The 16,865-nt window shown below is 72.0% G+C and carries 16 protein-coding genes; 6 read left to right on the forward strand and 10 right to left on the reverse strand.

Annotation, left to right across the window (positions count from 1 at the left end; translation table 11 throughout):
• Positions 1–44 precede the first annotated feature (44 nt).
• The gene (locus ACWCPW_RS09770; RefSeq protein WP_449761032.1) at positions 45–1,982 is read left to right on the forward strand and encodes a hypothetical protein; all 1,938 of its coding nucleotides are present in this window, start codon (positions 45–47) and stop codon (positions 1,980–1,982) included.
• 64 nt (positions 1,983–2,046) lie between these two features.
• Here ACWCPW_RS09770 and ACWCPW_RS09775 read toward each other — a convergent pair whose 3' ends face one another.
• The gene (locus ACWCPW_RS09775; protein WP_449761033.1) at positions 2,047–2,535 is read right to left on the reverse strand and encodes an isochorismatase family protein; all 489 of its coding nucleotides are present in this window, start codon (positions 2,533–2,535) and stop codon (positions 2,047–2,049) included.
• Positions 2,536–2,802: 267 nt separating this feature from the next.
• Between ACWCPW_RS09775 and ACWCPW_RS09780 the strand changes: the two genes are divergently transcribed.
• The gene (locus ACWCPW_RS09780; RefSeq protein WP_449761034.1) at positions 2,803–3,147 is read left to right on the forward strand and encodes a hypothetical protein; all 345 of its coding nucleotides are present in this window, start codon (positions 2,803–2,805) and stop codon (positions 3,145–3,147) included.
• 860 nt (positions 3,148–4,007) lie between these two features.
• Here the strand turns inward: ACWCPW_RS09780 and ACWCPW_RS09785 are convergent.
• Positions 4,008–4,274, reverse strand: coding sequence for a GlsB/YeaQ/YmgE family stress response membrane protein (locus ACWCPW_RS09785; RefSeq protein ID WP_449761035.1), 267 nt, complete (start codon positions 4,272–4,274; stop codon positions 4,008–4,010).
• 398 nt (positions 4,275–4,672) lie between these two features.
• On the opposite strand from ACWCPW_RS09785, the gene ACWCPW_RS09790 reads away from it, so the two are divergent.
• Both ACWCPW_RS09790 and ACWCPW_RS09795 read left to right on the forward strand, forming a co-directional pair.
• The gene (locus tag ACWCPW_RS09790) at positions 4,673–6,172 is read left to right on the forward strand and encodes a PP2C family protein-serine/threonine phosphatase (RefSeq protein ID WP_449761036.1); all 1,500 of its coding nucleotides are present in this window, start codon (positions 4,673–4,675) and stop codon (positions 6,170–6,172) included.
• Positions 6,173–6,281: 109 nt separating this feature from the next.
• Positions 6,282–7,166, forward strand: coding sequence for a MurR/RpiR family transcriptional regulator (locus ACWCPW_RS09795; RefSeq protein WP_449761037.1), 885 nt, complete (start codon positions 6,282–6,284; stop codon positions 7,164–7,166).
• Positions 7,167–7,210: 44 nt separating this feature from the next.
• Here ACWCPW_RS09795 and ACWCPW_RS09800 read toward each other — a convergent pair whose 3' ends face one another.
• Positions 7,211–8,467: a pyridoxal phosphate-dependent aminotransferase gene (locus ACWCPW_RS09800; protein ID WP_449761038.1), complete on the reverse strand. Its 1,257-nt coding sequence runs from the start codon at positions 8,465–8,467 to the stop codon at positions 7,211–7,213.
• 388 nt (positions 8,468–8,855) lie between these two features.
• Between ACWCPW_RS09800 and ACWCPW_RS09805 the strand changes: the two genes are divergently transcribed.
• Both ACWCPW_RS09805 and ACWCPW_RS09810 read left to right on the forward strand, forming a co-directional pair.
• On the forward strand, positions 8,856–9,248 hold the full coding sequence (locus tag ACWCPW_RS09805) for an MmpS family transport accessory protein (RefSeq protein WP_449761039.1): 393 nt from the start codon (positions 8,856–8,858) through the stop codon (positions 9,246–9,248).
• A 170-nt stretch (positions 9,249–9,418) separates the two neighbouring features.
• On the forward strand, positions 9,419–9,871 hold the full coding sequence (locus tag ACWCPW_RS09810) for a hypothetical protein (RefSeq protein ID WP_449761040.1): 453 nt from the start codon (positions 9,419–9,421) through the stop codon (positions 9,869–9,871).
• A gap of 100 nt (positions 9,872–9,971) precedes the next feature.
• Here the strand turns inward: ACWCPW_RS09810 and ACWCPW_RS09815 are convergent, their stop codons facing one another.
• The 7 genes from ACWCPW_RS09815 to ACWCPW_RS09845 all read right to left on the reverse strand — a co-directional run bounded on the left by ACWCPW_RS09815 (position 9,972) and on the right by ACWCPW_RS09845 (position 16,668).
• On the reverse strand, positions 9,972–10,394 hold the full coding sequence (locus ACWCPW_RS09815) for an ATP-binding protein (protein WP_449761041.1): 423 nt from the start codon (positions 10,392–10,394) through the stop codon (positions 9,972–9,974).
• Positions 10,395–10,483: 89 nt separating this feature from the next.
• Positions 10,484–12,349: a hypothetical protein gene (locus ACWCPW_RS09820; protein WP_449761042.1), complete on the reverse strand. Its 1,866-nt coding sequence runs from the start codon at positions 12,347–12,349 to the stop codon at positions 10,484–10,486.
• Position 12,350: 1 nt separating this feature from the next.
• Positions 12,351–13,643: a cytochrome P450 gene (locus ACWCPW_RS09825; protein WP_449761043.1), complete on the reverse strand. Its 1,293-nt coding sequence runs from the start codon at positions 13,641–13,643 to the stop codon at positions 12,351–12,353.
• Positions 13,640–14,233: a GTP-binding protein gene (locus tag ACWCPW_RS09830; protein WP_449761044.1), complete on the reverse strand. Its 594-nt coding sequence runs from the start codon at positions 14,231–14,233 to the stop codon at positions 13,640–13,642. The genes ACWCPW_RS09825 and ACWCPW_RS09830 overlap by 4 nt, the downstream gene beginning before the upstream one ends.
• Positions 14,214–14,594, reverse strand: a complete 381-nt coding sequence (locus tag ACWCPW_RS09835; RefSeq protein ID WP_449761045.1) for a DUF742 domain-containing protein — start codon at positions 14,592–14,594, stop codon at positions 14,214–14,216. Before ACWCPW_RS09835 ends, ACWCPW_RS09830 begins: the two co-directional genes overlap by 20 nt.
• Complete coding sequence (locus ACWCPW_RS09840) at positions 14,591–15,028, reverse strand: roadblock/LC7 domain-containing protein (RefSeq protein WP_449761046.1); 438 nt, start codon at positions 15,026–15,028, stop codon at positions 14,591–14,593. The genes ACWCPW_RS09835 and ACWCPW_RS09840 overlap by 4 nt, the downstream gene beginning before the upstream one ends.
• Complete coding sequence (locus ACWCPW_RS09845) at positions 15,028–16,668, reverse strand: ATP-binding protein (protein ID WP_449761047.1); 1,641 nt, start codon at positions 16,666–16,668, stop codon at positions 15,028–15,030. Before ACWCPW_RS09845 ends, ACWCPW_RS09840 begins: the two co-directional genes overlap by 1 nt.
• Between the last annotated feature and the right edge of the window lie 197 nt (positions 16,669–16,865).

The raw sequence follows: 16,865 nt of genomic DNA on the forward strand, positions 1-16,865 counted from the left end.
CGCCCGCGCCGACCCGGCGAAGCCCCCCGGGATATGCCGGACTATTGCCCCGAATCAAATACCGGCACAGCGCGTGGCAAAATATAATCAGCGCCGCAGCGGTCGCCTTTGCACTGTGCAAAAGCGGATCCATTTGGTTACCGTGCGTGCCCAAAAGTCCACAACGGATGAGCATGCCGTGGGCGGCGAAATCGGACGATCAAGGCGTTGACGCGATTTCCGGAAATACCGTGAGACTCCGTGGATCGCCCGTCGTCCGGTGTTTCGCTGCGACGGTTCTCATGAATTCGAGCCGCGCCGCACCGGTATCGGCCATGTACGACGGAGCAAGTGTGCCCGCATTTCACCGGCAATACGACCAGGCGCTGCTGCGCGAGCTGATGGCAAAAAATCGCGCGCATCGGGCGTCCGAAGGCGTCGGGATCCCGTTCGCCGATCCGACGTTGGCGCGCCTGGCGACGGCGGAGGGCTCACCCACGCACCTGCGCGCGGTGGAGACGCTGCTGAAGGAGCGGGGCGCGCTCGATCTGCCGGTGATCGAGGCCGGGAGCGTCCGGGTCGACGGGGCGGCGCGACGGGTCTGCATCGTCGCCGCGACGGACATCGCCGCCGACCCCACCGTGCGACACGGCGAGATGTCGACGATGTTCTACCTGCGCGATCACGTGCAGTCCGCGAGCGCCATGATGGAGCTCTTCCTGAGTGACCCGGACCGATACGCGACGGAAGGGGCCATCGGGCGCGAGCTGATCCACAGCGCGCTGCACCTGATCTCCACACCCGCGCAACTCGCCCGGTTCGCCGCCGTCGTGGAGCGAGGGGACACCGGGCAGGAGGAATGGCCCCACATATCCCTGTGGTTCGACGACCTCGAGGCCGAAAAGCCGAACAGGTGGCGAAACAAGCAGGATTCGTTCCAGATGCTCGCGTTCCTCGTCCTGGACGCGCTGGATCGTGGGTTCGTCGACGCAGGCGAACTGTTGCCGGCGCACAAGGAGTTCCTTCGCTTCGTGGTGCCGTTTCTCCGGGCGGTCGGTTTCCCGTGCTACGAAAGCTCCGGATCGTGGGAGGAGGTTGCCGCGCGACGCACCTCGGTGATGGCCGTCGAAACAGCCCTGCTCGACAGAATCAGGGTGCTCGCGGACCACGCGGAACTCGGCTTTCTGGCGGACGGCGAGGATTTCACCGCGCGGGTCGGCGCGATGGTGGACGCCGGTCTCCGGGAAATCGGCCGGCGGATCCCGTTCGAGTCACCGGACTACGACACCGATTCGATCCGGCACCGCCGGGCGGACGCGTCGTTGGTCTACCTCCTGATGTACGGCCTGCCGGAACTGCTCGCCGAAGGCCGCGTCCCCATCGGCGATCCGGCCCGGCCCATGACCGCGCACGAAGTGGAGACGGTGGTCCTGGACGCGCTGCGCCCCCTGGAGGACCCGGCCACCGGCGGCCTCATCCGCTATGCGGAGGACTCCTACCAGCGCGTCAACTTCCACACGCACGAGGTGCGGGCGACCATCCACGCCATCAAGAACGAGATCAAGGCGGACGCGGAGGCCCGCGGGGGCGATCCGGACCTCGACCGCAAACAGGAGATGCGCGGCCGCCTGACGCCGCGGGGGCGCGAGGCCGCCTGGACCCACCCACTCGGACAACTGGCCACATGGGCCGCCCGCCGAAGCCTGCACACGCGCCGGACCGATCCCGAACAGGCCCGGCACTACCGCGAATTCGCGGTGCGCTACCTGAACCGCATGCTGGCCACCGTCACCGGCGCGAACCAGTGGCACGCCGTGCTCCGCGAGGACGACGGCTACCACGTGCGGGAAGTGCCGCCCTACCGAGTCCCGGAATGCTATGTCACCTACCGTGACGATCAGGACAACGAACTGATCGTGCCCTCCCCCCACACACCCCTCAACTGGAGCACGGCCATGCTGAGAACAGCCCTCGGCCTACTCACCACGACAGGTAGCCGGTAGCCGGTCGCGCGACCATGACCTGTACCCCGGCTCCGGCGGGGGGGTTCGGGCGGGGCGAGGTCGGTCAGGTGTAGGCCGCCGTGTCGCGCACTTCGCCGAATCGGGGGAAGATCCTCTCCACGGTGAAGTCGTGTTCGTCCGCGCTGAATCCGGACATCGCGTCGGCGACGAACTCCAACTCGTAGTCGTGGTCGCTCGCGGCCCGCGCGGTGGACTCGACCCCCATCGTGGTGACCAGTCCGGCGAGCACCAGCGTGTCCACGCCCAGATCGCGCAACCGGTCGTGCAAGTCGGTGCCATGGAACGCCCCGACGGTGCGCTTGACGACCAGGACATCATCGGGCCGGACGAGATCGTCGGCAAAGCCGCTGCCCGGCGGCTGCTCGGCCACGTTCGGCCTCTCCACGCGAACCGCCACCACCGGGCGGCCACTCGCCCGGAACGCCTCGGCCAACCGACGGCAGCGTGCGAGGACCTCCTCCCCGGAATGCGGGGCGAGGGGCAGGGCGATGATGCGTGGCATCAGATCGACGAGGAGCAGCGCGGAGGTCACGCGACGATGGTAGGCCAGGGCCGGAAGCAGCCCTCCATGACATGGCGCGCGCCTGCCCGCCGCGCGAATCGGCTAGCGGTACCCGCAGTTGGTTGCCGATGATGTGCGAGCGGCACCGAGCGTGAGGACCGTCCGCACCCATCCGTTTCGAGTCGCCGGATCGGCGCCTTTCGTTCCCGTGCCGGCCTCCGTACGACACGCCAAGTCGTGTCCGGCGGGTCCGCGAGTCGGGCCACGGGTCGGACGCGCACTTCCAAGGAGTCCTCGATGAGCAAGTTCGGCCGCAGAGTGGCCGCCGCGACGGCCTCGGTGTCCCTGCTCGTGGGCGCGGGCATCGCCCTGGCCCCGACGGCCGCAGCCGTCGACCATCCCCTGTGCAACGTTTCCAACAACAAGGACCGCGCGGGGAAGATCACCGGCAACAACGTGAGTCTGCGCAAGACCAAGGGCACGTACAACTCGCCCATCCTCCGCCTCCTCCAGAAGAACGCGAAGGTGACCGTCTACTGCAAGGGCCTGATCGTCGCCGACCAGGACCTCCAGTACTGGTACTACGTCAAGCACAACGCAACCGGCATCAAGGGCTGGGTCTACGCCTCCTACGTCTCGTAGGTCGCCCGTCGGACGACGGCCCGGCCGGTCGCGCGCTCCGAGCACCGTGACCGTACACCGAACGCCCGCGCGTCCGGTCGTGGGCGGCCCGCCCGTGCGCGGGTCGCCCACACCGTCGTACGCCCCACCCGGAACAGAACGCGGACAACGGGCCGTACGGGCCGCCGGAGAACCCGGCCGGCCGGGCGTCACCTCCCGCGCCCCTTCCACCCGACGCGCCGAAACGCACCCTCACGGACGACACCCTCCGAGTGTCAGCCGGATCCGCACCGGACCCACCGGGCCGATCGTGGCGAAGCGGTCGACGACGCGTCACCGCCTCCTTCGCCGCTGACCGGCGCGCGGGCCGGTCGGTCGGCGTTCGCCGGGGACGCGCCGACGCACGCGCCACCGGCGGCCTTCCGCGGCCTTCCATCGCCTTCCGCCCTCTTGCGCGGCCGGGTCCCAGCCCACAAGGTCGGTGGCGTTCAGCCCCGATGGCCGCCTGGTGGCCACCGGCCACGTCAAGTCCGGTCTGCGAAACGCCGATACCGGGCTGATCCGCCTGTGGGATGCGCACACCGGTCCCGAAGTCCGCTCCCTGGCCGGGCGCGTCAAGTCCGTTGAACTCACTGGCGTCGAGCCCGCACCTCCGCGACCTGGCCGGCGCCGGCGTCGATGGCGGAATTCGCCTCTGGACCATCTCCCTCCGAGCAATCAGCCGTGAGTCCTGAGTCGTCGGTCACTCGCGTGCGGGAGACGTCGTCCGCACGGCCGCCGTCGGTGATCCGGACGGGTCCGATCGCACGAGGACGACGCGACGGCGTCCGTGCCCGCGTGGAATCCGGGGCGCGGACGCCGTCCTCGTCGACGCGGGCCGGTCAGCGTCGGCTTCGCCCGAAGATGACGCGGTACAGGATCAGCAGGATCAGCGATCCGCCGATCGCCGCGCCCCAGGTCTTGAGATCGAAGAATTGCTTCTCGAAGGGACGGTCGAAGACCTCGGCGGCGATCCACCCGCCCAGGGCCGCGCCGGCGACTCCGATCAGGATCGTGATCAGGCACCCGCCGGGGTCGCGTCCCGGAAGCAGGAGCTTGGCGATGACTCCCGCGATGAGGCCGAGAATGATCCACGCGAGGATGCCCACGGTGTGTCCTGCCCTTCGAAGACGGCGGCGAAGCGGTGCCACTCGGGCAGTCCGGGCGGCCCGGGCCGCCCGGCGAGTCGTCGGGCCGGTCAGGGGACGAACCGCCGACCGACCTGGGTCGCCACACCTGCGTTCCTCGAACGGGGACTGCCACGGAGGCTGCACGCCCCCGTCCGACCAACCCGCTACTGCCCCCGTTCGGCGAACGGTATGCCGGCGCGTCGACACATATGGGAGCCCACGGGAGCGGGCCCGGACCGCGCACGAGGCCGACTGCCGCGCGAGCGGCCCGCACCGGAAGCGGCCCCGGGCCCGCTACGGCACATGTGACCGATGTTCGGCGCGCGTACGGTGGAAGGCGAACGGGCTCGGGGCTTCACCGACGAAGGGTGGTGGCCATGGGCGCGCCCACAAGCCATCGAGCCGACGGCAACATGGGCGGCGGGACGAACGACCGGCCCGGCCGGCAGACCCGGGCGGGGACGACGCGCCACCGCATTCGCCCCGGTGCCGTTCCGGGCCTCGATCCGACCGGTGGTTCCGCCCCGCGTTCCGCCGCCGCGCCGCGTGCCACCGCGCCCGGGCCCGGGCCGGTCGACGGCCCGCGTCCGGCGGACGATGTCGGCTCGGGAGCCGGCGAGGACGCGGCGGCGTCCGCCCGCGCCGGCCGACCCGACCGGCGCGTGGACTTCCACGCGGTGTTCGAGGCGCTGCCCGCCGGCGTGGCGCTGCTGACGCCGGCACTGGTCTACGTGGAGGCGAACCCCGCGTACCTGCGCCTGGCCGGGCGCCGCCGCGAGGAGATCATCGGCCGGTACATCTTCGACGCGTTCCCCGACAATCCCCACGACCGGTCCGCGACCGGCACGCGCAACCTCGCCGCGTCGCTGCGCCGCGTGGCGGCCACCGGGCAGCGCGACGCGATGGCCCCACAGCGGTACGACACGCAGCCGCCCGGCGAGCCCGGCGTGTGGAACGAGCGGTACTGGAGCATTCTCAACGTCCCGGTCCTCGACCCCGTCGGCCGCGTGCGGTGGGTGCTGCACCGGGTCGAGGAGGTCACCGAACTCCTGCGTGCCAAGAGCGGGAGCCACCAGAACCCCGCGAGTTTCATGGAGGCGGAGCTGTACAACCGCGCCCGGGAACTCCAGGACGTCAACGAACGCCTCCGCAGCGCCTACACCCGCGAACGCGAGGTGGCGCTCGTACTGCAAAGCGCCATGCTGCCCGCGCCGTCGCCGCGCACCGGGCCCCGCGCCGCGGCGGTACGCTACCGTCCCGCGCTGGGGGCGCTGAACGTGTGCGGCGACTGGTACGACCTGGTGGACCTGCCCGAGGGTCGCACCGCCGTCGCGGTCGGCGACGTGGTCGGACACGGCCTTCGGGCCGCCGCCGTCATGGGTCAGCTCCGCAGCGCCCTCACCGCGACCCTGCGCATCGCCGACGGACCCGCCCAGGCCCTGGAGGCACTCGGGCTGCACGCGCGCTCGGTGCCCGGCGCGGAGTCCGCGACCGCGGTGGCCGTGATCGTCGACCCGGCGCGTCGCAGTCTCCTCTACAGCAGCGCGGGGCACCTCCCTCCCGCACTGCTCGGCCCCGACGGCACGGTCACCTTCCTCGACCGGGCCACCGACCCGCCGCTCGGCGCCCACCCCGAACACCTCCCGCGCCCCCAGGCGGCGATCGTGTACCCCGCCGGAGCGACCCTGGTCCTGTACACCGACGGCCTGGTCGAACGCCGCCGCGAGGACATCGACACATCCCTCGCCCGCCTCGCCGAAGCACTGGCACACCACCGTGCCCTGGCCCCGGAACCCCTGGCCGACGCCGTCCTCGCCGATCTCCTCCCGCCCGACGGCGCCACCGACGACACCGCCCTGGTGGTCCTGCCGCTGTAGCCACCGCCGCCGTGGCGAGCACCGCGCCGATCGGCGCGAGCCGCGCACGGCCGGGCGCGGCAGGGGTGCTCCGTTTCGCCCGGCGCGTGGGCACGGGAGAATCCCGAACATGGCCGATATCGCGAACACCCCGCCGGGTACCTATGACGATCTCGTGCTCGTCCTGCGCGAGCGGGAGGCGGGGCTGACCAGGTCGCAGCGGTTGCTCGCGGATCGTGTCATGGCCGACCCCGAGGGGGTGGCCTTCATGACGGTGTCCGACCTGGCGTCGGCGGTGGGGGTCAACGAGGCGACGGTCGTGCGCTTCGCCACGAGTCTGGGGCTGAGGGGATATCCCGGTCTGACCGTGCTGTGCCGGGAACGTCTGCGCGAACAGGCCCAGCTTCTGCGCCGTTACGACAACCTCGAGCGTCTCGCCGAGGGCGGGGATCTGCTGGGTCGCGTCGCCGCGTTCGACACGGCCAACATCGCCCGCACGTTCGCCCGGGTGGATCCCGAGACCTGGCGGGGAGCGGTGCGCGCACTGGCCGAAGCACCGCGCGTGCACGTGATGGGGCTGCGCAAGTGCCATGGCCCGGCGTACCTCCTCGCTTATCTGCTGCGGATGATGCACGACGACGTCGAGACCGTCGACCTGGGAGCGGGCACGCTCATCGACAACCTGCGTCGGGTGCGCGCCGGCGATTGTTTCGTGGCCATCTCGATCCACCGCTACAGCGCCGAGATCGTCCGGGCCGCCGCGTGGGCGCGCAAACGCGGCGCGCGGAGCGTGGCGCTGACCGACAACCCCTCGTCCCCGCTGGCGGCTTCGGGCGAGCACGTCCTATACGTCGATGCAGCGGGGCCGTCGGTATTGCGTTCGATGACCGCCTTCACGTCGCTGATCCAGGCACTCGCCGCGGGTGTCGCCGAACTCCGAGGTCCGCAGGCACGCGCCATCCTGTTGGAGGAGGAGGGGCTGCTCCGGGACTTCGACGTGTACGGCGGGCGGTAGGGGCGTGCGGGCCGCGCGCGATCCGCGGGCCGCCTCCTCCGCGGTCATCGCGGGCTCGCGGTGAGCGCGCCGAGGGCATCACGCAGATGTTCCATCGACGCGGCGACCCAGGGCAGGGTCAGCGGGTCGTCGCTGTGCAGGGTCTGCCATCGCTGCGCGTCGGTGTCGCCGTAGAGCAGACTCGTCGCGACCCGGAACCGCAGCGCGCCGGCGCTGTCGCCGAACGCCTCCCCGGTCAGTACGCCGACGCCGTGTCGCTCCAGGAGCGCCGTCGACACGGCGGCCCCGTCGTGGATGCCTCGTGCCGCGAGGTTCGGGCGCAGCGGCTCGAGGTCCGGGTACAGGTAGAACCCGGCCTCCGGGGACCGGCACAGCGCCCCCGCGGCGGTGAACCGGGCATGCACGGCGCGGGCGACGACGCCGTGGAGGGCGCGGGCGGCCCGGACGTGGGCGAGGATCTCGGGCGGGTCGCCCAGGATGTGGGTCGCGACGGCCTGCATCGGTGCGGCCAGACCGGACCAGATCTCGCTGGCCACGCCGATCAGATCCGCGCGCAGGCGGTCCCCCCACGCCCCGTCGGGTACCCGGGCGAAGCCGATCCGCCAACCGCCCAGCGCCATCGACTTGCTCAGACCCGAGGTGACCACGGTCCGTTCCGGAAGGTGCCGCGCCGCGCGCGGTGCCTCCCGGTCCGCGTGGCACAGTTCCGCGTAGATCTCGTCGGAGACGACCGCGAGCCCGAATCGGTCGGCGATCGCGCAGACGTCGCGGACGTGCTCGGCACGGGCCACCGTCCCGGTCGGGTTGTCCGGCACGGTCAGGATCAGGATGCCGGGGTCGGCGCCGTCGGCCCGGGCGTCCTTCAGGGCCTGTTCCAGCAGCGCGGGGTCGGGTACACCGCCGGCCTCTTCGGGAATGGGCACGCCGATCACCCGCTTGCCCGCCAGGGCGGCCTGCGCCGCGTAGGTCACCCACGCCGGGCACGGAAGGACCACGTCCCCGGGGATGGCCTCGAGCAACGCGTACAACAGCGCCTTGCTTCCGGGCGCGAACAGGATCCGGTCGGCGTCGGTCGACAGACCACGCCGCGAGAACCACCCCGCGGCGGCCTCCCGGGCCTCGACCGAACCGGCGACCGGACCATAGCCGTTACGGCCGGCGGCACCGGCGAGCACCTCGGCGACCGCCGCCGGCACCGGCAACCCCGCTTCACCGAAGCCCAGATGCAGGACCTTCTCGCCCGCGGCCCGACGGGCACGCAGCCGTTCGTCGATGGCGAGGGTCGCCGAATGATTGGTCATGGTCCACCCCTTACCCGAGATCGAAAGCTTCTGCAATCAGCGTTGCATCCAACCAAAAAATGCAAAAGGGTATGCATGGAATCGACCCCGTACAGCCGACCCGACCATGACGCCCCGAGGTCGTGACGCGACGAGCCGGCGCAAGTCCCGGTCGCGGAGCCGCCGTTCGTCGCGGCATCGTTGCCTCGCGAGGTGTGCGCGCGGGAGCGGACAACGACTCCGTGATGGACGGAGGTTGCGTGTATCGTCGCCGCCGTGCTCGGCCGTCGGGGCCGAACGGCCTGTGCGGGATCGCCGGTTGCGGCTGGTCCCGGCCGTGGACAGCGTGCCCGCGCGTGTGGGTCGCACGCGAGTCCGGCAAGGAAGTCACGAAGACGGGGGAAGAGTTTTGCGCGCAGTCATCGCTGCGGCCGTCGCGTTCGCGGGGTCGCTCGTACTGGTCGGTTGTTCGAGTGACGACGGTGGTGGAGGGTCGTCGAAGCACACGGTGGTGTACGAAGTGGCCGGCCGGGGGCCGGTCGACGTGCGGTACAGCGTCGACGACCCGAACTCCGACGGGGAGGAGGCCAAGGCCGTCCCGTCCGGATGGACGAAGAGCATCGAGGTGACCACTCCCGAGACGCTCATGCACATGACCGTCTACGCCTCCGCGTCGGAGGCGCCCGAGGAGACGGTCACGTGCCGGGTGCGTCTGGACGGCGAGATCGTGGACGAGAAGACGCTCAAACGGGGTGAGACATCCGAGGCACTTCAGTGCGAGGCCGATTTGTCGAAGCGGTGATCCGGGTGAAAACCCGGGCCCGCTCGACCGGGACCCGAACCGCCGGAGACCGTACGTCCGCGACCCGTGCGCGCCGTGGCGCGTCGGTCGCCGCCGCCGTGTTGGCGGCCATCGCCGTGGCAGGCTGCTCGAACGAACACGGCGGCGGGGCAAAGGCGTCCGGCCCGCCGGTGGCGCCGTCCGCGACGGCGGGCCCCGGCACCGTGGCGTCCACGCCGCCCCCGGACGCGCGGGAGTCGACACCGGGCGCGAGCGCGAGCCCGGGGCCGTCCTCGCGACCGGGCACCAGCGCCGCGCCGTCGTCCCGTCCCACGACCACGAAACCGCGCACCTCGGCCCCGGCCGGGGGTGGTGCGGGCGCGGCCTTCCAGGGCACCTGGTACGTGCCCGTGCGGCGCGGGGACGGCGCGCTGGGCGTGCTGACCGTCGACGGCGGTGCGGTGTCGCTGACGGCGGGCTCGACGAAGTGCTCGGGCACGTTGTCCGCGTCCGCGAACGTGACGTTGAACTGCCCGGGGGTGTCGGCCCACGGCAAAGCCGTGGTGAGCGGCAACGGAAAGACGCTCACGTTCGACTGGACGGAAGGCGAGAGCGACTCGTTCGTCCGCACGAAGCCGACGTGACCGCACCTGCGACGACGGACCAGGGCCGGGACGCCGCCACGCGCGTCCCGGCCCGACGGCCGGCACCGGCCGGGGCCGAGGCACCCCGACGGCGCGAGTGTCATCCTGCCGGGTGAGGGTCCTGTCCCGGTGGATGGAAGCAGGCGATCACGGCCTTGCCGTGCGGAACGGGGTGTGTCTCCCACTCGTCGGCGACCGCGGCGACGATGGCCAGTCCGCGCCCCGACGTCGCGCGCGTGTCGCCGTCCTCACGGACGACGGGCAGGCCGGGGCCCGAGTCACTGACGTAGACGTTCAGGCATCGGTTGTCCCAGGCCAGGACCAGGTGGGCGGTGCTGTGCGCGTGTACGTGGGCATTGGTGATCAGTTCCGAGACGGTGAGCAGGACGTCCTGCACCGTCTCGGGTGCGTCCTTCGTCCAGGCCAGGGACCTGAGGTGGTCCCGGGTCCAGTGCCGTCCCGCCTCGACACCTCCGGTGACGGGGAAGGACCGTGCCCACCCCACAGCACGCATGTCCGCCATGTCGTTCCCTCCTCTTCACGGCCGACGGCCGCCGGAGGGCGTCTGCCCCGGACGGTCCGACCCACGCCTGCTTGGGTCGTGGGCGGCCGTCAGCGACTCGCGGCGAAGCTCCCGGCGCCCGGGGCGGGCCGGGGCGGGTCGCCGGGCAGCGCGGGGTGCGCGCCTCCCGGTGGCGTGGTCGCGTACAGGGCGACGGTCAGCGTCCTGAGGCCGCTCAGGCGCTGTTCCCCCTCCTCCGCCACGTCCTGCGGCAGGCCGGTGATGAGTTCCTTGGCGAGGAGGGGTTCCGCGGCGTGGATGTGCGCGCGGACGGTCTTGGTGGCGATCCCCAGCCGTGCCGCCGTCGCGTCGGCGTTGAACTCGGTGAGCACCCAGGTCCGCAGGGTGCGGATCAGGTCGCGTCGATCGTCCGCCAGCGGACGCAGCGTCCGGTCCGCCCACCCGCGGACCTGGGGATGGCAGAGAACGCCGTGCAGTGACACGTCCGCGCCGGGCCCGGCGGTCGTGGAGGGAAGTGCGCTGACGATCTGGATCGCCAGGGACAGCGTGATGCGGTCGAGCGTGCGCTCCGGGTTGATCCCGATCTCGGCGCACACGTGGTTGACCCGCCGGGCGATCGTGTTGCGGTGCACGCCGATGACGCGGGCCGCCGCGGACGTCCGGAACTCCAGCGCCATCGCGGTGGCTTCCAGGATCTGTTGCCCGGTTCGCGGCAGGCTCAGGATCGGCTCGAGGAACCCGGCGGCCCACGTACGGGCGGCGTCCGGCAGGACGTCCACCAGGCCGGGGGTGCGAGACGAGGTGATGACCGTGCGCTCCGGGTGGTGCACCGCGCGGGACAGGGCGTCGGCCGCTTCCCCGTAGGCGTCGCCGACCTCTTCCAGCGGATGCACCGGACTGCCTCCGACGGCGACGTCGGCGGTGCGGAACGCCTGGCGCAGGATCCGCAGTTCGCGTTCCCCGTCGGTGCCGGGGTGTTCGGGGACCAGGACGATGATGTGCTCGTGGTAGGCGGGGCAGCGGATGGCCAGCGCTCGGTCCTGGAAGCTGCGTTCCACCTCCGCCATGACGGTGTCGCGGTCTGCGCGTGCGCAGTTCACCACGAAGACCCGGGCGGACTCGCTGTCCAGGAGCCCGGGGGTGACGCCGGCCATCACCCGTCGCGCGTGGGTGGTGTTGCCGGTCATCAGGAGTTGGAAGGCGGAGAGCTGGATGCTGCGGACGGCGGTGAGCAGGGCCGTGTCGGTCTGTCGGGGCCGGGGCACCAAGGCGAACGTCAGCGCCGTGGCCGCGTGCCTGACGATCTCCCGGTCCGCCCGCCCGGCGGGTTCCCTGGTCGCGACGATCAGGACCTGGTCGGCCGACAGGTGCACGGTGGCGGCGAACAGGCCGGCCGGCGTCGTCTGCAAAGGGCGGTCCGGCCGTTGGATGACCGAGGCCAGCGTGAGCGGGGCGGCCGGTGGCACCGCCGCGAGGATGCCGTCCGCACCGCGTACGACGACTTCGGCGTCCAACTCCTCGGCCAGCAGCCGGGTGATCGCCCCGACGGCGTCGTGCGAGGTCTTGAGTTGCCCGATCAGTTCGCCCAATCTGGCGGCGTGTCGCCGGGCCCGGTCCGCGCCGAGGTCCAGGACGCTCTGAGCGAGGCCGGATCGCCACGCGGAGAGCGGGCGCGTGGAGGTGAGCAGCGGGAAGCGACGGTGCTCCGCGGCTCGCCGGAGCGCGGCGATGGAGGCCTGGTCGGGGGCTTCCGCGACCGCGAGCCCGGCCGCCCCACCCGCGGCGAGCGTCGCCAGGAGCCGGTCCACGACCTGGAGATTCGCGGCGTTGGCGACGATCAGGGCGTTCGCGATGTCCGCGCCGATCCACTCGCGGCCGGACAGGATGAGGGCGCGGTGCACCTCCCGATCCGCGCCGGCCACCGGATTCAGCCCGAACTCGGAAATCGCACTCAAATCACGCAGGGACAACATGTCCTGCGGTCACCCCTTTCAGACCGGAACCGGAATCAGTGTCCACGACGGGTTCGCCGTCGCCTCGCGCGGGTTGCCCGCCGGCGCCGCGTCCGCCGTCGGGCGCGAACAGTACGCCCAGGTGCGCCGGGCACCGCCGGAACGGACCGGGCCTGCCGGAGATCGCCGGAGTGGGTGTGGACAGGTCCCACAGGGCGTCCACGACCGTTTCGATCGCCGCTTCGGCGATGGTCGAGGCCACGGCCTGCGCGGGGCATCGGTGGGGGCCGGCCGACCACGCCAGGTGGCTGCGGTCCCGGGATCGCGGCACGCCGGGCCGAGCCGGGTCCGGGCCGGTGGCGGCGTGGCTGATCAGGATCGGCACCCCGGCGGGTATCGCGACACCGAGCAGGGTCGTGGGCCGCCGCGCGTAGTGCACCGACGCGTTCGCCACCGGGCACCGGGTCGCCAGAGTGGCGTCCATCGCGTCGCGGATCGTCACCGCGCCGCCGACGAGTTCGCCGGCATAGGCCGGTTCGGTGAGCAGCGTGTGCAGCGTGGCCCCGATCCAGGCGGCCGTGGACGTGGCGCCGAGCACCACCGTCGAGCGCAGCAGCAGCTCGGCCTCCCGGTCGCCGAGCGCTGCCGGGTGCGCCAGCATCCACGACGTCACGTCGGCACCGGGCCTGGCTCGCTTGGCCGCGACCACTTCGCCCAGCGCACGGTTGAGTTCCCCGGATGCCTCGGCCGCCTCCGGGAGCGCGTCGACCACGGGCCAGGCGTACGCGCGGACGCGTTCGGCGATGTCCGCCGTGCCGCCGAGCAGTTCGACCAGGGTGTGTACGGAGACGCGTTCGGCGAACTCGGCCATCAGGTCCGCGTGTCCGCGGTGGGCGAAGGCCTTGACGAGTTCCCGCGCGTAGCGCTGCACGCCGCGCCGGACGGAGTGCAGATCGACGCAGGCCAGGCAGTCGTCCACGACCCGGCGCAACCGCTGGTGCTCCTCGGCGTCGGTGTGCTGGACACCGCCGGCGTACATGAGCGCGAGTCCGGGCGGGACGCTGTCGCGCGCCAGGGCCTCCCACGCGCCCGGGTCCCTGGTGTACGCCGGTTCGCCCAGGAGTGCGCGGGCGGCGGCGTGGTCGGTGACCACGAGGACCCGTACGCCGTCGGCCACCTCGGCCCACGCCACCGGTCCGGCGGCGCGCAGCGATGCGTAGGCCGCTTCCGGGCGTTCGCGAAACGCGGTGCCGAACAACCGCGGCACGGCGGCGGATTGCTGGTCCCGGTCGGTCATCGGGCGCGGCTCCCTGCGGGTCGGAGGATGTCGGTGACCAGCGCGACCAGGGCGCGCTTCGCCGAGTGCATGGTGCGGGCGTCGATGAAGACGAGCGGGCGGTCGTTGGGGAGGGTCAGTGCGTCGCGCAGCACGTCCTCGGGGTATTCGGGCGCTCCGGGGAAGGCGTTGACGGCCACGACGTACGGCAGTTCGGCCTCCTCGAGGAGGTCGATCGACTCGTAGGACCGGTCGATGTACCGGGTGTCGACGAGCACCAGCCCGCCGAGGGCACCGGTCAGCAGCGAACGGATCATCGCGGCGAAGCGCGGCTGCCCGGGCGCGCCGAACAGGTAGACCACGATGTCGCCGTCGCCGAGCGTGCGCCGCCCGAAGTCCATGGCCACCGTCGTCGTCGACTTCGTGTCCACCCCCACGTCGTCCACCATTTCGCCGGCGCGCGTCAGTCGCTCCTCGGTGTGCAGTGGACGCATCTCCGAGAGCGTCGCCACGTAGGTGGTCTTGCCGACACCGAACGCCCCCAGGACCACGACCTTCACCGATCGTGCCCCGGCGGGCAGATATCCGCGCTCAGAGACGCTGGAGGCCATGCAGAACCCTTTCGAGGAAGTCCCGGTCGTGCGGCTGTGCGAGCGGCGTGAAGGGATCGGCGGCACGTACGTGGCCGCTGACGACGAGGTCCGCGACGACGGCACGCGCCACGGCCCCCGGAAGCTCCAGATGCGCGGAGACGTCCGCCACCGACAACACCCCCGGCACCAACAGCGCGACCACGCGGCGTGCTTGAACTCCGAGTCCGGTGACCGGGGCCGTGGGGTCGACCGACAGCAGCGTCGCCACGTCGATGTGCGGGCGTTCGCCCTCGGCTGCCGCCGCTCGCGCGCGGATGACCGTGTGCGAGCGGACGACGCCGCGGCGCGTGTGGCCGCCACCGCCCGCGCCGGAGGTCATGCCCGGGCGGATGCCTGGCGGTCCCGGGCGGCCAGGAACGGTCCCAGGGCCTTGATGAGTTTGAGCGATTTCGACAGTGCCAACTGCACGTTCTGGCTGATCGAGTCGCCTTCGACGGCGACGCCCAGGCCGCTGTTGCGACCCGCCGCGAGCAGCAGGACCGTGTACCGCGTGAAGTCCATGATCTGATAGCGCATCAAGAGGTTGTCGGGCGTGGTTCGGCAACAGTCGGCGAAGGTGTCCTGCAGGGAGGCCACGCCGGCGAACGCCGCGCAGGACCGCTCGGCCTCGTCACGGCCCAGACCGTCGGTGGCCGCCAGCGCCAGCCCGTCGGTCGAGAACAACACGGCGGAGACGACGCCCTCCCCCAGGAGCGCGTTGAGTTGCGGGCGCAGGTCGGCCGTGTCGGCCGTGGCGTGCGGGTACTCGGACATCACGTGCTCCAACCTTCGTTGACGCTGTCGCTTCGGTCGTACTCGGCCGCCAGGACACCCCTGAGCCGAGCGAACCCCTCGGTGAACGCCTCGGCGTCGGCCACCTCCTCCTGTCGCGGCGTCGGGTCCCTGCGCGCCGCGCGCCGCGGCTGCCGCTTGGGCAGCCCGTACGCGGTCAGCTCCGGTCCGGCGGGCGTTCTTCTCGGCGCGGTGGACGAGGACGCCGCAGTGGGGATGTCGGCCCCACCCGTCTCGGCCGTGGGCGGCCGAACCGCGGCCGGCTCGGCGAAGTACGGCTGTGTCGTGGTGAGTTCGGCGGCGTACGGCCGGGCCTCGGGGAGTTGCGCGGTGTACGGCTCGGCCGCGGGCAATTCGTCCCGCACCGCGGGCGGTTCGGGCGCGTACGCCCGACCCGCGGGCAGCTCGGCCGCGTACGGCGCGGCGGCGGGCGGCGGCTCCTGCGCCACTGCCATGGGTGGATACCGCGTTTCCTCCGGTCCGTCCGCGACGAGGTGCCCGGTGGGGATCAGCAGGTCGGCCCGGACGCCGCCGGAAGCCGACGGTGACAGGCCGACCCGCAGCCCGTAGGCGCGCACCAGACGCCCGATGACCAGGAATCCGAGGCGCCCGGGATCGCCCAGGCCCGTGACGTCGGTCTCGCCGGACGCGAGCGCCCGCTCGGCCTCCTGGAGCTGGAGCGGGCTCATCCCCAGTCCTTGGTCCTCGACCGTGACGCGCATGCCGGCCGCCACCTTGACGACGTGTGTGACGGCCGGGCCGCCCGAGTAGGAGGTGGCGTTGTCCAGCAGCTCCGTGAGGACCACGATGACCGGCTCCACGACGAGGCCTTCGACCACCGTCTCGCCGGTCCGCGCCCGGTAGGTGTAGTCGACCGCCTCGCTCTGCCGGACGCGTCCGCGCGCGCTCTCCACGATCTCCGCGACGGTGCAGTTGGCCCGCTGCACGCCCGGCCACGACTCGGTCAGGATCCGCAGGCGTTGCACGGTGTGCCCCGCCAGTGTGACGCTGTGGTCCACCCGGGCGAGCGTGCGGGTGTACACCCCGTCCGGACGTGCCGACAGTTCGGGGTCGTCCTGGTCGTCGAGCGCGTTGTCGATGTCCCGCTGGGCACGCGTCAGGGCCGCCTGGATCTCCTCGGCCGCGACGCGCACTCCGGCACGGGCCGAATCCTCGACGCGCCGCCGGACCGCGGCCGCCGCCTCGCGCAGCGCCTCCTCGATCTCCGCCATCCGCTCCGCCACCTCGGAGCCGTCGAACACCTCCGGACGGCGCAGGCCCGTGGGCGCGGCGATCGACACGCCTTGAAGGCGCTGCGTCACCGCGGGCAGGCGCACTTCGACCAGGTGCTCCAACTCCGCCATCACAAGCTGGAGTCGCGACCAGTTCGCGGCGGCTTCCGCGCGCGCCTCCGCGACCTCCCGGAGCCCCGCGGAACGGGCCTCGCGAGCGGCCTGCCCGGCCGTCTGCTCCGACCGGGCCGCGGTCTGCCGGGCCCGGTCGTGCACTTGTCGGACGTCTTGTGCGGCTCTGCGTCGCCCCGGCAGGTGGCCGAGCCACGTCAGGCCGGCCGCGAGGCCCGCGCTCGAAGCGCCGACCCAGATGTGCACGTCATCGATCACGAATTTCAAACCAATCGCCGCACGAACGGAGCCGGTGGTGCACCGGTGATCCGGAACCCGGTTTCCCGGTTCCGGCTGCGGAGATCAGCACGCTAGAGGACGATCGGACGGCGGAACCACGGTCCTGATGCACCAATTTCGGCCACACACAGGGCACCCGTGCACCATTTGAAGCACCGGATGCCCCCGGAGTCCGG

The sequence above is a fragment of the Embleya sp. NPDC001921 genome (assembly GCF_053594475.1).

What these genes read in the sequence shown, in the direction of transcription:
- ACWCPW_RS09825 (WP_449761043.1), bottom strand. Translation starts at nt 13,643, where the DNA reads ATGACCGACCGGGACCAGCAATCCGCCGCCGTGCCGCGGTTGTTCGGC.
- ACWCPW_RS09790 (WP_449761036.1), top strand. Translation starts at nt 4,673, where the DNA reads ATGGGCGCGCCCACAAGCCATCGAGCCGACGGCAACATGGGCGGCGGG.
- ACWCPW_RS09830 (WP_449761044.1), bottom strand. Translation starts at nt 14,233, where the DNA reads ATGGCCTCCAGCGTCTCTGAGCGCGGATATCTGCCCGCCGGGGCACGA.
- ACWCPW_RS09800 (WP_449761038.1), bottom strand. Translation starts at nt 8,467, where the DNA reads ATGACCAATCATTCGGCGACCCTCGCCATCGACGAACGGCTGCGTGCC.
- ACWCPW_RS09840 (WP_449761046.1), bottom strand. Translation starts at nt 15,028, where the DNA reads ATGTCCGAGTACCCGCACGCCACGGCCGACACGGCCGACCTGCGCCCG.
- ACWCPW_RS09815 (WP_449761041.1), bottom strand. Translation starts at nt 10,394, where the DNA reads ATGGCGGACATGCGTGCTGTGGGGTGGGCACGGTCCTTCCCCGTCACC.
- ACWCPW_RS09795 (WP_449761037.1), top strand. Translation starts at nt 6,282, where the DNA reads ATGGCCGATATCGCGAACACCCCGCCGGGTACCTATGACGATCTCGTG.
- ACWCPW_RS09835 (WP_449761045.1), bottom strand. Translation starts at nt 14,594, where the DNA reads ATGACCTCCGGCGCGGGCGGTGGCGGCCACACGCGCCGCGGCGTCGTC.
- ACWCPW_RS09780 (WP_449761034.1), top strand. Translation starts at nt 2,803, where the DNA reads ATGAGCAAGTTCGGCCGCAGAGTGGCCGCCGCGACGGCCTCGGTGTCC.